Here is a 13,888-nt window from a genome sequence, read left to right as displayed (position 1 = left end):
GGACCGGTGTAGCTCGGGTCGTCGACGGTGTAGCTGCTGGTCTTGCAGTGGTAGCTGGCGGCGGAGGCCGGCGCGGCGGTGGCCAGGGCGGCGGTGCCGGCGAGCGTGGCGACGATGACGGCGGCGGAGGTGGAGCGATTGAGCTTGCGCATGCAGGGCCTTTCGGTGGTGGGGGTTACTGGGCGCAGGTAGTGGTGCGGCCGGGCGGTGGGGAGTTGAGGTCGGCCGGTGTGGTCTTGCGCCGTACGACGTGGCCGGCGGCGAGGTGGCGCTGGCAGATGGTCAGGACGGGTGGTCCTTCGGGGAGGCGTTCGGGGTGGCATTCCGTACCCGGGGCGGTCGCGTCTGCCACGGGAAGGAGGTGGAAGGCGTCGTGGACGGCGGCGGTGGCTTGCCACAGCCGGGTGTGGGCGGTGGCGAGTTGTCGGCCGGCGGCGGGGTGCGGGGGCCGGGTGGTCTCGGCGAGCTGGTCGAGGAGCTGGTGCAGCGCGGTCAGGTGGGCGTGCAGCACGTCGAGGTGCGCGCGGTCGGTAGCCGAGGCCGGGTGCTGAGTGCGAGGGGCGAGGGTGCGCGCGTGGTGGCGGATGCCGGCGCTGGCGGCCCGGAGGAACGGGTACGCGTCACCGACGGGGATGGCAGAGGTCAAAGGGGAAGAGTTCCTTCCTGCCGCGGCGGCAGGACGTCGGCGGGTGGCCGGTGCGGGGTTACAGGGCCGTGCGGGCGAGGGGGAGGGCACCGAGCGTGAACGCGTCGGGCTGCTGGAAGGTCAGGCGCCGCAGGTCGACTTGGGCGGTGACGGCGGCGGTTTCGATCTGCGCGCAGGCGGCGTCGAGGAGAGCGTCGGTCTCGGCGGACACGGTGAGAAGTCCGGTCAGGGCGACGTCGGCGTGCCCGGCGATCAGCTGGCGCTCGCGGGTTTTGACGTCCGCGTACTCGACGCTGTCGGCTTCGGAGTCGACCTGCCCGCGCCGTGAGCGCTCGTTCGCGTCGGCGATGATCGCGGCTTTCTTGCGCTGCACGTCGCGCATCGCGGATTCGAGCCCCTGTGGCACGTATGTAAGGGAGAGGGTGCGGCGGACCCCGGCGGTGAACATCAGCCCGTGCAGGAAGCCTGCCGAGGTTTCGGTGCGGGGCCAGTCCTCGACCCAGTAGGTGGCGTGCCGGGCAGAGTCGGTGGCGAGCCGGTCGTACTCCTCGACCTGGACAACCGGCCCGGCGGCGGCCGGGTCGGCTTCGGCCCGCCCGGACTCCGACCACTGCTGTAGCGCGGAGAGAGCTTTGGGGTCGTAGGCGGTGCGGATGACGGCCGCGATCTCACGCGCCGAGAGCCAGCCGGTCACCATCAGTCCGGCACTGCGCGCGGCCTGCGCGATGGCGGACGTGGTCTGCTCCATGACGGTGAAGGCGCCAGGCAGTCCTCCGCCGGCCTGCGAGATGAGGCGCTTGGCGGCCTTCATATCGAGGCTGATGGCCAGGTATGCCTCGTGCGGGGCGGCGGCCGGGCCCGCGGAGGCGACCAGATCGCTGTAGACCTGTCCGGCCACCGGTGTCTCGGGGTGGCCCTGCTGGCTCCAGTGCCGGGCGAGGGTGTCGCCGCTGTCGGGCACGGTGCGCTCCAGCACCTGCACGGTGGCGACGTGTCCGGTGCGGGCGATACCGGCCAGGGCCCGGCCCCATCCGGAGACGTTGTGGTTCTGGGTCGCGGGATCCAGCAGGGCGAAGGCTCGGCTGGAGACTCGGGCGATGGCGGTAAGGGTCTGGTGGTGCGGGTCGTGAACGGCTGCGGCGCCGTTGGCAGAGTCGCCGGGGGTGACCACCCGCAGCGAGGCGGCGGTGCCGGGCAGGTGCAGGACGCCGTCCTGGCGGGGGCGGGTGACGGGCCGGGCGAGCCACAGGGTCTGCCCGGTGCGGCGCCGCTGCGCGAAGCGCAGCACGATCGGCGCCCAGTCGATCAGCGAGCGGCCGTGCCGGCGGATGGCGACCAGGGCGGCGACCGCGGCCCACAGCGGTGTCAGGGCGATGGCCCCGAGTAGGCCGGTGGATACCACCGTGGCCAGCAGGAGCGCCAACGCGCATGAGACCAGCAGGAGTTGCGGCAGGGAGAGGCCGAGCAGGATGCCGCGCCGGGAGCGGTGGGGGAATTTGACGGTGAGCGGTGTGACAGTGAGATCAGACAAAGGCCGTTCCGGGGGTGCGCGGGGCGGCACGCGGCGAAAGAGTGCGCGGCGCGTGCCGCCCCGGAGTCGGGCAGGGGCTACAGGCCGGTGGGCGACGGCGGCGGTGTGCCGGTCCCACTGGTGCCGGCCGAGTTCGGGGCGCCCTGTGGCGGGGGTGTGGAGGCACCGGTGCCGGGCTGCGACATGAAGCCGCTGCCGCCGCTGGGTGCGGATGCGGAACCGCCGCCTCCCGGCGCGCCGCCTACCTGGCCGCTGGTGTCATCACCGGGGCTGGTCGGGGGCGGCTGAACGGCCTTCTCCAGGCCGTCCTTGATCCCGTCGCCTCCGGAACCCGTCGAGCCTTGGCCTTCCTGGCCGCTGCCTCCGGTGGGGTTGGCGGCGATGTCGCCGGGGAATCCGCCGCCTGCGGCTTCGGTGCCCTGGGCGGCGCCTGCTCCGGCTGCCGCGCCGCCCGTACCGGCGGTGGCGACTGCGGCTGCGGCCTTGCGGGTGGCCTTCTCGGCGTGCTGCTTGGCGAGCTGGGCGCCGGCACCACCGGCACGGTGAATCGACTCTCCGTCCGTGCCCTCGGCCGCCCAGTGGACGAATTTGAACGTGGCGTACGGGCAGAGCAGCACGAGCACCATGATCACGATGCCCGCCATGACATCGGCGAGTGCGCCCAGGCCGTCCTTGGACTCGGTCTTGCCCATGGCGGCGATGCCGAGCACGAAGATGATCGTCATCAGCAATTTGCTGACCACCAGGGTGGCGGTGGCCTCGATCCAGCCGCGCCGCCAGCGGCGGGCGACCTCCCAGCCTCCGCCTGCGCCCGCGAAAATGGCGAGCGTGACCATGACGAGGATGCCGACCTTGCGGACCATCATGACGCACCAGTAGAGGAACGCGCCGACAGCGGCGCCGAGTCCGGCGAAAACAGCGACCAGCCAGCCCAGGCCCGCCAATGCGGGAATCTGGGACACCTTCACGATGCGGCGTACGGCCGTTTCGATGGACAGGTTCGATGCCTTGAACAGGCCGGCGGACAGGGCGTCGACCACTTCAATGGCGACGGTGGTCAGGGCGATGGCGGCGAACGCGAAGATCACGCCGCTGGCGGTGCTGGTGAATGCCTGGGTGAGGGCTTGGCCGTCGCGTTTGACGGCGGCCCGAATGAGCTGCGCGCAGAAGGTGGCCACGAGGATGACCAGGCCGATCGGCAGCAGCATCTCGTAGTTGTCGCGAAACCAACCGGCGTTCAGATCGACTTTGGTAGTGGCGTCGACCGCCTTGGCGGCCAGATCGGCTGCGGCGGCAGCGAGTTCACCGGCGCTCTTGGCCATCCAGTCGCCGATTGCCTTGCCGGGATCGGAGGCGAAGTCGACGGCCTCGCCGACGGCACACAGCTTGTCCGCTACGGGGAAGTCACAGAAACCCAATGGGAGTTGACCTCCTTATCTGTTGGTGAGGAGGGTCACTGCGTGACGCTGGGGGCGATGGCGGCGAGGGTGCAGTCGTGGTTGGGCCGGCACTGCACGGCGAGGGTCACGGCGCGCTCCTCGGCTCCGCCGCCGCCCTTCTTCCACTCGATCTGCTGTTTGCCGTTGACGGTGACGACGTAGACGTACGCCTCAGTGATCGCGGACGGATCCTCGGCGAGGGCCTGCTTAAATGCGCCGGGGTAGTGGCCTTCGGCGACCTCGGCGGTGGCGTGCTGGTCCTGGTCGGCCATGCGCGACCACAGCAGCGGGTCGGGCACCTGGCCGGAGACGGAGGCCCAGTCGTTGTACTTGGTCTCCTTGGTCATCCACGCACGCATGCCGGCGAGTTGCTGGTCGCGGCTTGTGTCGCGGGTGTCGTACGACCAGAGCATCGCTGCTGCGGCCTTGGCGAAGGCGACCGGTTCGGCGATCTGCGGGGGCTTGGAGACCGACCCCGACCCGGCTGCGGGCTTCGGCGCGGCTTCGGAGGGGGAGGAACTGCTGTTCTGCGACGGCGGGTTGGCGCCCTGGTGGTGTTCGCCGCGGCCGGTGAACCAGGCGGCGGTCGCGGCGAGGGCGAGCAGTGCGGTGATGACCAGGGCGACGATCGCGACGCGCTTGTTGGCGGACCAGGTCACGCCGTATCCGGACAGGGAGGGGAGTCGCTTCGGCATCAGTGGACCTGCGACCCCAGGCCGCTGAAGAAGGCGACGATGCCGTTGGCGGCGCCGAGGCCGAGTGCGGCGCCGGCTGCGACGACCGCGCCCTTCTTCCCGTTAGCCTCGGCTTGGTGGCCACCGGTGTGGTGGCCCCAGGCCCACACGCCGAGGGAGACGGCCAGGGCGCCGACGACGGCAATGATCCCGAACATGTTGATGCTGTTGACGACGTTCTTCAGCACAGACAGGCCGGGGAGGCCACCGCCCTTGGGGGAGATGCCTGGGTCGTAGGCGAGGAGGACTGCGGCGCGATCTGCGAGAGGTATGGGCATGGGTGTGGCGGGGCTCCTTGCGTGCGCAGGCCGTGCAGGGGCCGGCGAAAGGGAAAAGACAGAGGGGAGGGGTGCGCTCGCGGCGCGAGAAGAGGGCCCAGCGAGGCGCGGCCCGGGAGGTGTCCGGGCGGCGCGCGGCGTCAGAGGACGCGGCGGACGGCCAAAATTTCCCAGTCCTTGATCGGCGTGATCCGGACCGGTTTCGAGGTGCGCGGGGCCTCGATGACGAGGCCCTCGCCCATGTACATGCCGACGTGTTCGGGCCGGGCTGCAGTGCCGCGGCTGAAGATCAGGTCACCGGGCTTGAGGTTCTTCGTTGAGGCGGTCTTGCCCTCGTTGACCTGTGTGTACGTGGTGCGGGTGAGCTTGACGTCGGCGTGCGCGTACGCCTGCTGCGTTAGCGAGCTGCAGTCGCAGCGGCCCATCGGGTCGGGGCCGTGGGAGTCGGTGCACGAGCCGCCCCACTGGTACTGGGTGCCGAGCTGGTGCATGGCCCACTCGATGGCCTTGCGGGCCTTCGGGTCGGCGTCCTTTGGGATCTTGTATCCCTTCGGGACGCTGCCCTCGGGGATCCGCCCGAAGGAGGTGCCGTCCTTGTCCGGCGTACACTCGCCGGAGCTGGACTCGGCATCCTTGTCCTTGGCCGAGTCCTTGGCGGTCTCGTCCTTGTCGGCGTTCGGGAACGTGGCGGCGATGGCCTTCTGCAGCGCGGTGGCGAGGTCCTCCCACTGCGCGTACGCGTCCGGGTAGCCGGACTTCTGGACGGCCTGGGCGGCCTGGGTGACCTTCATCTGCTGCCAGCCGTCGACCTCGAGCAGCGCCTTGTAGAAGCGCTCGGAGGCGTAGACCGGATCGCGGATCTGCTGCGCGGTTCCCCACCCCTGGCTGGGGCGTTGCTGGAACAGGCCGAGGCTGTCCCGGTCGCCGGAGTTGAGGTTGCGCAGCCGTGATTCCTGCATCGCGGTGGCTATCGCGATGATCTGCCCCTTCTTGGGGACGTCAAGGCTGATGCCGCTGGCCACAATGGTCTGCGCGTTGGGGATCTGTTCGGCCGGAAGGTCCAGGCCCTGGATGTGGACGTCCTTGCCGGACGCGCCGTCGAGGAGCTTGGTGACTTCCTTGGTCACCTCGGCGGTGTCGATGCCGGTCAGGCAGCCGCTGAAGGAGGCGGTGGTCGAGGCTTCGCTGGAGGACGCCATCATCATGGCGGTGCCCGCGAGCAGGAGCGGAGAGAGGACGACGACGCCGATGCCGGCGGCTATGCCCTTCAATCCGGTCCGCCTCCCGGAAGGCGGTCACGGGCCGGCGGCCGGATCGCGGGCAGGGGAGGGTAGAGCGATGTCACAGCGAGGTCCTTGGTGAAGTCCCGGCGGCGCGTGCGTCGTTGAGGAAAGGGCGCGTGGGCCGGGTGGTGGGTAATTCGGGTGGCCCGTGTGCCGGTGCGAGTTGCCGCTCGCGCCGGCACGGGGCGTCGGGTCAGGTTTGCCAGGACATGGGGATACCTCCACGAAGGCAGGGGCGGGGATGTGCCATCGGCGGTGTCCGCCGGGCAGTTCCAAAACAGTAGGGGCGGATCCCCGGTTGCCGAAATCGTTCGTGATCAAGGCTCTGTTTCGGGGTTTTCGGCGGCGATAGCGCTCAACCGGGGATCGTGCCCTACAGTTTTGGCTCCTCCCCTCGCCCCCTCACGTCGCAGACCGCGGAGCCGTCCGCCCGCTTTCGGTCCTGTGGGGTCATCCAGGCGAGCTGGAGCGCCTCTCCCCTCATCTCACCCGACCCGAATTGGGGTATCTCTTTGCCTTTTTCTCTGCACCAGGGCGACGCGCTCGGCGTCCTCGCTGAACTACCGGACAACTGCGTCGACTCCGTCATCGCCGACCCGCCGTACAACAGCGGTGGGCGGACGGCGAAGGAGCGCACCTCCCGGTCCGCGAAGCAGAAGTACACCTCGGCCGACGCCGGCCACGAGCTGCCGGACTTCACCGGCGAGAACATGGACCAGAGGTCGTACGGCTTCTGGCTGACCCAGACCATGACCGAGGCGCACCGGCTCACCAAGGTCGGCGGCACCGCCCTGCTGTTCACTGACTGGCGGCAGCTGCCGATCACCACGGACGCCATCCAGGCCGCCGGCTGGCTGTGGCGCGGCGTCCTCGCCTGGCACAAGCCACAGGCGCGGCCCCAAAAGGGGAGGTTTACCCAGAATTGTGAATTCATCGTCTGGGCGTCGAACGGCCCGATCGATGCCGCCCGCAACCCCGTCTACCTGCCGGGCCTCTACAGTGCTTCGCAGCCCAGCGGCAAGGCGCGCCAGCACATCACGCAGAAGCCGGTCTCCGTGATGCGGGAGCTGGTGCAGATCGCTCCGGAGGGCGGCACGGTGCTCGACTTCACCTGCGGCTCCGGGTCGACCGGGGTCGCGGCGCTGCTGGAGGGGCGCGACTTCATCGGCGTCGAGAAGGCCAAGCAGTACGCCGAGATCGCTGCCGACCGTCTCACCGAAACACTGCAACAGACCCTTTCTCAGGACGACTTGACGCTCGTCGTCTAAGGCTGATTCTGCCGCGCGCGCGGCGTACGGCGTGTTCGCGTCGTGCCGCGCGCAGCGTTATAGCAGCGAAGTCCCGGTTACCGAAACCGGGCATTCTCCGGATGGTTGGAGCCGCAATTAACGCCCTATGGCTGCGGCCCAAGGAGGCCCCTTTTCGTGCCTGAATCCATCAACCCATCGGACGACGCGGAGAAGGATCCGGTTCAGATATCCGACGCCCATCCCCCCTCGGAGGAGGAAGAGATGGAGCCGGTTCGGCTGCCGGAGGCCGATCTGGCGAGAGTCGAGGCGAACGTCGCCATGCTGCTGGATCGCTCCACAGAGCACGACCGCCAGATCGACAGCCTCGCCGCCGCCCCGGCGCCACCGGACTCGCTGTTCGCCGCATACGGACTGCCGGGGTTCGCGGGCCTGCCGCCCACCCCCGTGCCGCCCGAGCCGCGTCCGATCCTTGAATTGGAGGACGAGGAGTACGAGGACGAACTCGACGCCCTGTCCGACTGGGTCGACGACTTCCTCATGCGCGTCTACGGCGCGGAGGTCACCACCGCCGCGCCGTGGTGCGACCAGTGGCAGGAGCACCCCGACGTCGTCGCCTGGCTTCATGCCCTGTGGCTGGCCTACCAGCAGCACAAGGACGCCGAAGCCGGACTGTCCGGGCTGTTCGTGTGGCATAGGGACTTCCTCACCCACGCCATGGCCACTGTCCGTGCCGCAGGTGGACCGCTGTCCGCGTGCATGACCGATCCGGACCGGCCCGCGCACCGCCTGCTGCCCGGCCCCCGCCCCTCGAACCGGACCACCGCCGCCACCGAGGAGGCGGAAGAACCCGGGGGCCAGGAGGAGACCGGCGAACCGAGCCAGGCCGGCGGATGACCGGCCACGAGGACCGGCCGAAGTTCGGCCTGTCCTTCGATCCCCGTGCCCTGACTGACCTCCTGCAAGCCCCCGTCGATATCCGCGACCTGGCGCTCGCCCAGCTTCAGGACATCGTCAACGCGCGCCTCCTCGGCGCCAAGCTCAACCGCGACCTCGTCGGCTGCCGCAAGGTCTACGTCGATCACCGCAACGCCTGGCGCATCGTCTACGCCCAGCGGCCGGCGCCCGCGAACTCCACGCACACCACCGAGATCCACGTCGTGGCCGTCCGCCCGCGCGAGGCGCACGACGTGTACGACACCGCCCGCGCCCGCCTCGGTATCCGCCGGCGCCCCCTGGGCGAGCGCACCCACGCGGCCCGCACCCGCTCGCCGCAGCTGGGCACCCGCCCGCCCGTACCCAAGCCGGGACCACCGCCTTACGCGATGCCCGGCCTTCCCCGACCCGCACTGCCCCCGACCCCGAAGGGCCCCGTTCGTTGACGCAGTTCCCCACCCTGATCGACCAGGTCGCCGCCGCCGTACTCGCGCCGGCCCAGGTCACCGAGAACCCACACCACCGCGCCATCCTCGACGTGTTCGTCGAAGTCCAGGACCTCGACCGGCAGCTCGCCGAGCTGGCCGACGCCGAGCTTCCCGGCGTCAGTCCCGCTGAACAGCTGAACACCCTGACCGACCTGCTCGTCGAGAGGATGGCGGCCGGGGCAGAGCTGAGCGCGCTCCTGTCCACCTCCTCCTGCTGCTGCGCCGCCGCGTATGAGGCCGAGCCCTCGACCGAGTACGAACCGCTGGACGACGAGGAGCCCGACTACGAACCGGACTTCGACGACTTCGAGGGGCTCGACGGCTTCGACGAGTTCGACGACTGCGAAGAGCCGGACGATCTTGACGACTTCGACGACCTCCACGAGGACGCGTGCGAGGAGTTCCTGTCCTGCCCCAGTCGCCCGCAGACGATCGTGCACGCCTGCCTTTCGGTCTTTGACGACGAGGGCGCCCCGGAGTACGTGAGTACCGCGGAGCTGGTCGAGCGCCTGCGCGATCTGCCCGGCCAGGCCGAGGGACGCTGGAGCTACGCCGACCTCACTGCGCTGCGGCTGGGTCTGCTCCTGCGCGGCTATGGAGTCCAGCCCTGCAAGCCGCGTGCGGCCGACGGCAGCCGCTACCGGGCCTACCGGCTCGCCGACCTGCTGGCCGTCTGCCGGAGCTGCTCCTGCTGAGGCATTCCGCCCTCGTGCTCGCCCAGCGGGTGACGGAGACGGACTGGGACCTGGTCGCCGCCTTCCACGCGCAGTGCTCCGAGCAGAACTTGCTGCGCCGCTGGGGCCGCACCCGCCTTGCGCCCCGCGACCTGTCCCGGCTGCTTGCCCACGCGCAGTGCTGGATCGGGCTCGGCGCCGACGAGCGGCCTGTGGCCCTCGTCTGCGTCGGGCCCGTCAGCCGGGAGCCGGGGGTCGTCGACCTCGGACTGCAGGTCGCCGACCACCGTCAGCGTCAGGGCATCGGCACGGCCCTGGCCCGCCAAGCCGCCCGCCACGCCCGCATGCGAGGGGCCCACACCCTGTCCGCGTTCACGCAGGCGTCGAATGCGCCCATGCGCCGGCTCCTCGACCGGCTCGGCCCGACGACGCATACCCGCGACGGACCGTACGTAGAAGTCCGACTCGCCCTGGAGGCGCTCGCCCCGGACCCAGGAACCGCTCCGACATGACCTCACCCCCGCCCGACGGGCTGATGCCCACCGCCCTCGATCAGCGGATCGAGGCCGCCGTGGGGTGCGGCGTCGAGGTGCTGCGCCAATACCGCGACGGCGGATTCCTCGACGCACCGCACGCTGCCTTGGCCGACGCGCACCGCGAGCTGGTGACCGCCGAGCGGGACGTCACCTTCCACCGTGTCCGTCTCGCTCGTCTCGCCGCCAGTGAACTGCCTGTGAACAAGGCGCTGTTCGCCCGGATCGAGCGCATTCTTGATCAGCTGGCGACGGCCGCCGACGTCCGCGATGCGAAGCAGACTGCGGCAGCCGCGGTGCTGGAGTCGATCGAGGCCACCGCTCCTCGGCAGACGCCTCCGCAGATCGCGACGAAGGACGTCGCGGCCCTGCTCGCCATCGCCCAGGGCGCCAAGCTGCACGAGCACCTCGTCACCCATCGCCTCGCCGTTGCGACGCCCACCCGCACCCGCATCTCCTACGCCCAGCTGCAGCACCTGGAGGAGATGGGCCTGGTCGAGCGGGACACTGCGCACCCGGTGCACGCCGGGCAGCCCGTCACGCTCACCGATGCCGGCCGCGCCGTACTGGCCGTACCCCGCCGCGGGGGCCCGCCCGGGACCACGCCAGCGCCCCTGCCGCCGACTCTCCCCACCGTCTCCCGTACCCGCCGCTGAAACCGCGCTCCGTACTCCGCGCACGGCGCCGCCGGGGTCACGTCCGAAAGTACCGATGCCCACCTACGAACCCGATTTCCGCCTCGACGGTTACGAAGCCGTCAACGACCACGTCGCCGATCAGTTCTGGGGACACATCGGCATCGAGCAGGACTCGATGACCGTCCTCGCCGAGCACCACAGCGACGATGCCGAGCACAGCTTCTACGTGATGCACAACGGTGCCGTCACCTGGGGCATCCCCGGTGAACCGCAGCTGGTCGCTCTGCACCTCAAACGCGACTCGGCCGCGCGCACCTACCAGTTCGACCACGCGGAGCTGCCGCTTCCGTCCATGGCCCAGTCCTGGCTGATCGCCCGCGGCTGCCCCGAGGAGAAGATCCTCCTGCCCGACGGCATGGGCACCACGGCCGCGAACGACGCCACCCGCGTGCTGGAGCAGCGCCTGCGCAGCGACGGCGACCACTTCGCCCTGCTCACCAGCTACACACGCGACGACGAACCGATCCAGACGACCGTGATGCTGCGTGCCGTCGACGAGAAGGCGGCCATGCCCTTCCGCGTGCTGCTCGAAGAGGTCGACACCACCGAGTGGACGCACACGCTGCGCGAGGGCGGCTTCCAGAGCTTCGAGGCAACCACTCAGTGGTGGGAAGCGCACTGGAACGGCGACAAGCCCTCGCTGCCGACTGCCTCGCCGGCGACCCGGCCCGTCACCGCCGTCCCCAGCCTGCCGGCACGCCCTGCTCCGCCCCGCGGGCCGAGCCGCTGAACTCTCACTATCCGGCGGGTATTTCACCTTCCTTCTACGGTGAATTGCTGTCAGTCGCGCTAGGCGGCGCGGAACATAGCACGCAATCCCCGGTTACCGAAACCGGGGATTCTCCGGACTCTTGTTCTCAGCCCGCACGGCATCTGCCTGGGGCTGCTGCCGCATTCCCTCTCCACGCTATGGAGGTCAATTCCGCATGCGCACCACCCAATTCGCCGCATCCATTGCCGTGCTGGGTGCACTGGCCCTCCCGGTCATATCGGCTCCGAGCGCGATGGCCACACCCTCCAGCGCACCGGCCTCGGCTCCGGCCACCCGCCCGTGTGACCGGCTCGGACCGTGGGTGATCGGCGCAAAGGCCGTGACGATCCGCTCGAAGGCGACCAGCAAGTCCACCGCCCGCGGCGTGCTCTACCGGGGCCACAAGGTCACCGTCCACAAGACCCACGGCAATTGGCGCTACATCACCGACAAGACCACTGGCGTAAAGGGCTGGGTGTCCGGAACGTACGTCTACCGCGAGGTCTACATGTGCCTGGACTAGCCGACCGGCACCCCATTCCCCATTCTCACACCGGAATACCCACAACGAAGGGAGATTCTTCGTGCTCGACGCCAGCGAAGACGTGATGGGCGTCATCACCGAGCGCATAGAGGACCGATTCCAGATGCCGCTCACCGACCTGCGCCGGGCTGTTGAGGCGGCACCGCAGGCCAACCCCGAGGCCACCACCGTCGTGCACTGGTTCGGCCTGCTCGCCGAAACGCAGCAGGCCCTCGACACCGCCGAGGACGCGCTCGTCGAGGCGCTGGGCACCCAGCCGCCGGACGTACTCGACGATCCGGTCATGGAGTTGGCCCACCAGGTCAACGCCGCGGTCGCCTCCCGCGACGGCCGCGCCATGGTCGTGAAGTACCTCCTCGACCCCAACGCGCCCGGCAAGCGCGGACCCGGAGTGTGGCGCGGCGCGTCCCCGGCTGCTCGTCGCGCTCCGGCCCTGCCCACCTCTCCGCCCACGCTGCCCAGCACGCGGAACACCACGGCGCGCGGGGCTACGCGGTGAGCGTCATCGACAAGTCCAGCAGCCGTGATGCGGCACTGCAGGAAGCGTTCGGCGCCGAGGTAGCCGAGTTGTACGCGCAGACAGCCCGCGGCGAGGCCGATGCCGCACTCCAGCGGGCGCTGGAACTGCGCAGCTTCCTCGCCGTCGCCGAGGAGCAGGCGGCCCGCGTCCGTGACCGCGTCCATGCCGCGACGGGATCCGACGGGGACATGAACGACCTGTCCGCCGAGGACCTGCGGTGGGACGCGGACTGGCTCCAGGCAGCGCTGGCCGGCCGCGACGGCTACACCGCCGCACTCGACGAGCTGCTGCGCGCCATGCCGGCGCCGAACCAAGCAGGCCCGGCACGCCCCGGGTTGAGCCCCAAGATCGCCGCCACCGCTCCGCCCGCGCCGGCAGCACCCCGCGCCGGGGTGGTGCGGATACGACGTCCCTGAAAGTCCACCGATTGCCCCAGCCCGACACCCCGCCCCAGGCCGTATCCCAGCTCGTCGCCCAGCGCATCGAGGCGCTGTACGGACAGCCGCTCACCGAACTTGAAGCCCTCGCCGACGCCTCCGGCGAGACCACGCTGCTCGCCGCCTTGACCGGCACCCACGGCGACCTGGCCCTCGCCGAACGCAGCATCGCGTTCCAGCTGCAGAGGCTGCGCGAACTCACCGCCCCCGACCAGGAGATCGGCCGGTTCGCCGTCGGCCACATCCTCGACTGCGCCCGCCGCATCGCCGAGTCCGTCGCCACCCGCGACGCCTACGCCAAGAGCACCAGCGCGGTCCTGGGCGGCCTGCGCCGGGTGTCCGCCCCGGACACCCACCCGCCGGCTGTACCGGCCCCCGCCACACCGACGGCGACCACCTCCCGCACCCGCTGACCCACCCGTACCGCTTGAGGAGCCACCTTCTTGGCCACCACCGCGCCGCCCGCCACACCGAACGATCTCTTGAGCGTCACCAAGACCCTGGACCTGCTCGCCCCGCGCTGGAGCGTGTGGGTGCTGATGACCGTCTCCTCCCAGCCACTGCGCTACGCCGAGTTCAAGCCGAGGCTGCCGTGGCTGGCGGACGGGCAGCTCCACCCCCGGCTGCGTCACCTCACCAACGCCGGCGTCATCGAGCGCACGGAGTACGCCCCGCGCCACGTCACCTACGGCCTCACCCGCCGCGGTGCCGCGCTGCTGCCCGTCCTCTCGGTGATCGCGTCCTGGGGCGACACGTATCTGGAGAAGGAGTTGGTCTCCAACAAGCACACCGGCGAGCCGGAACCCGAGCGGATCGCGCCGGCCCAGAACATCGACGACGCCGTCGCGCTGCTCGCACCGCGGCACGCCACCCCGATCCTGTTCTCCCTCCAGGCCCGGGGCACCGCGACCGCCAAGACGCTGGCGAGTGAGGCCATGCCCGGCTACGGGCTGACCGCCGTCTACAAGCCGTTGGAACGCCTGGCCGCCGACGGACTCGTCACGCCCAGCGGAAGCGGCGGCTACCAGCTGACCGCGAGCGGCCGGGCACTCGCCCCGGTCTTCGAGGCGATCTCCGCCTCGGCCACCGCCCCTGCCCCCGAGTCCGACGTCCGTCGGACGCGGGGGCAGGGCGGCGCCCCGTCGCAGA

At 70.4% G+C, this 13,888-nt stretch carries 18 protein-coding genes; 12 read left to right on the top strand and 6 right to left on the bottom strand.

Annotated elements, in window-relative coordinates:
• Positions 1-175: 175 nt before the first annotated feature.
• The 6 genes from ABT004_RS33355 to ABT004_RS33330 all read right to left on the bottom strand — a co-directional run bounded on the left by ABT004_RS33355 (position 176) and on the right by ABT004_RS33330 (position 5,899).
• Positions 176-646, bottom strand: coding sequence for a DUF6238 family protein (locus ABT004_RS33355; protein WP_351344492.1), 471 nt, complete (start codon positions 644-646; stop codon positions 176-178).
• 58 nt (positions 647-704) lie between these two features.
• A complete protein-coding gene (locus ABT004_RS33350) occupies positions 705-2,177 on the bottom strand; it encodes an SCO6880 family protein (protein ID WP_351344489.1) in 1,473 nt (490 codons plus the stop codon).
• Positions 2,178-2,254: 77 nt separating this feature from the next.
• The gene (locus ABT004_RS33345; RefSeq protein ID WP_351344486.1) at positions 2,255-3,595 is read right to left on the bottom strand and encodes an SCO6881 family protein; all 1,341 of its coding nucleotides are present in this window, start codon (positions 3,593-3,595) and stop codon (positions 2,255-2,257) included.
• A gap of 35 nt (positions 3,596-3,630) precedes the next feature.
• On the bottom strand, positions 3,631-4,311 hold the full coding sequence (locus tag ABT004_RS33340; protein ID WP_351344483.1) for a hypothetical protein: 681 nt from the start codon (positions 4,309-4,311) through the stop codon (positions 3,631-3,633).
• The gene (locus tag ABT004_RS33335; protein WP_015662377.1) at positions 4,311-4,628 is read right to left on the bottom strand and encodes a DUF6112 family protein; all 318 of its coding nucleotides are present in this window, start codon (positions 4,626-4,628) and stop codon (positions 4,311-4,313) included. Before ABT004_RS33335 ends, ABT004_RS33340 begins: the two co-directional genes overlap by 1 nt.
• 140 nt (positions 4,629-4,768) lie before the next feature.
• Entirely contained in the window at positions 4,769-5,899 is a 1,131-nt protein-coding gene (locus tag ABT004_RS33330) for a C40 family peptidase (protein WP_351344480.1), read from the bottom strand.
• A gap of 524 nt (positions 5,900-6,423) precedes the next feature.
• Between ABT004_RS33330 and ABT004_RS33325 the strand changes: the two genes are divergently transcribed.
• From ABT004_RS33325 to ABT004_RS33270, 12 genes are all read left to right on the top strand, one after another.
• On the top strand, positions 6,424-7,179 hold the full coding sequence (locus tag ABT004_RS33325) for a DNA-methyltransferase (protein WP_351344477.1): 756 nt from the start codon (positions 6,424-6,426) through the stop codon (positions 7,177-7,179).
• Positions 7,180-7,485: 306 nt separating this feature from the next.
• Positions 7,486-8,055, top strand: a complete 570-nt coding sequence (locus tag ABT004_RS33320) for a DUF4913 domain-containing protein (protein WP_351344495.1) — start codon at positions 7,486-7,488, stop codon at positions 8,053-8,055.
• On the top strand, positions 8,052-8,540 hold the full coding sequence (locus tag ABT004_RS33315) for a hypothetical protein (protein ID WP_351344474.1): 489 nt from the start codon (positions 8,052-8,054) through the stop codon (positions 8,538-8,540). The genes ABT004_RS33320 and ABT004_RS33315 overlap by 4 nt, the downstream gene beginning before the upstream one ends.
• Positions 8,537-9,277, top strand: coding sequence for a DUF3631 domain-containing protein (locus tag ABT004_RS33310; RefSeq protein ID WP_351344471.1), 741 nt, complete (start codon positions 8,537-8,539; stop codon positions 9,275-9,277). Before ABT004_RS33315 ends, ABT004_RS33310 begins: the two co-directional genes overlap by 4 nt.
• 14 nt (positions 9,278-9,291) lie before the next feature.
• Positions 9,292-9,768 (top strand): GNAT family N-acetyltransferase, encoded by a 477-nt coding sequence (locus tag ABT004_RS33305; protein WP_351344468.1) that lies wholly within the window; start codon positions 9,292-9,294, stop codon positions 9,766-9,768.
• On the top strand, positions 9,765-10,445 hold the full coding sequence (locus tag ABT004_RS33300; RefSeq protein WP_351344465.1) for a hypothetical protein: 681 nt from the start codon (positions 9,765-9,767) through the stop codon (positions 10,443-10,445). The genes ABT004_RS33305 and ABT004_RS33300 overlap by 4 nt, the downstream gene beginning before the upstream one ends.
• A gap of 55 nt (positions 10,446-10,500) precedes the next feature.
• A complete protein-coding gene (locus ABT004_RS33295; protein ID WP_351344462.1) occupies positions 10,501-11,217 on the top strand; it encodes a hypothetical protein in 717 nt (238 codons plus the stop codon).
• Positions 11,218-11,413: 196 nt separating this feature from the next.
• On the top strand, positions 11,414-11,761 hold the full coding sequence (locus tag ABT004_RS33290; RefSeq protein WP_351344459.1) for an SH3 domain-containing protein: 348 nt from the start codon (positions 11,414-11,416) through the stop codon (positions 11,759-11,761).
• Positions 11,762-11,822: 61 nt separating this feature from the next.
• Entirely contained in the window at positions 11,823-12,281 is a 459-nt protein-coding gene (locus ABT004_RS33285) for a hypothetical protein (RefSeq protein WP_351344456.1), read from the top strand.
• Positions 12,278-12,718 (top strand): hypothetical protein, encoded by a 441-nt coding sequence (locus tag ABT004_RS33280; protein WP_351344453.1) that lies wholly within the window; start codon positions 12,278-12,280, stop codon positions 12,716-12,718. Before ABT004_RS33285 ends, ABT004_RS33280 begins: the two co-directional genes overlap by 4 nt.
• 11 nt (positions 12,719-12,729) lie before the next feature.
• Positions 12,730-13,152 carry a hypothetical protein gene (locus ABT004_RS33275; RefSeq protein ID WP_351344450.1) on the top strand — a complete coding sequence of 141 codons (423 nt, stop codon included), beginning with the start codon at positions 12,730-12,732 and terminating at the stop codon, positions 13,150-13,152.
• Between the two features lie 30 nt (positions 13,153-13,182).
• Positions 13,183-13,888 (top strand): winged helix-turn-helix transcriptional regulator (locus ABT004_RS33270; protein WP_351344447.1); only part of this gene is annotated, 706 nt, incomplete at its 3' end.

This window comes from Streptomyces sp. NPDC002790, assembly GCF_040295505.1.
Lineage (GTDB): Bacteria > Actinomycetota > Actinomycetes > Streptomycetales > Streptomycetaceae > Streptomyces.
Note: the sequence above shows the minus strand (reverse complement) of the source record. Positions and strands in the feature narration are given on the sequence as shown.

Bases quoted from the DNA above. Each gene is read 5' to 3' on its own strand.
- ABT004_RS33340 (WP_351344483.1), bottom strand. From the start codon at position 4,311: ATGCCGAAGCGACTCCCCTCCCTGTCCGGATACGGCGTGACCTGGTCC.
- ABT004_RS33335 (WP_015662377.1), bottom strand. From the start codon at position 4,628: ATGCCCATACCTCTCGCAGATCGCGCCGCAGTCCTCCTCGCCTACGAC.
- ABT004_RS33315 (WP_351344474.1), top strand. From the start codon at position 8,052: ATGACCGGCCACGAGGACCGGCCGAAGTTCGGCCTGTCCTTCGATCCC.
- ABT004_RS33300 (WP_351344465.1), top strand. From the start codon at position 9,765: ATGACCTCACCCCCGCCCGACGGGCTGATGCCCACCGCCCTCGATCAG.
- ABT004_RS33295 (WP_351344462.1), top strand. From the start codon at position 10,501: ATGCCCACCTACGAACCCGATTTCCGCCTCGACGGTTACGAAGCCGTC.
- ABT004_RS33290 (WP_351344459.1), top strand. From the start codon at position 11,414: ATGCGCACCACCCAATTCGCCGCATCCATTGCCGTGCTGGGTGCACTG.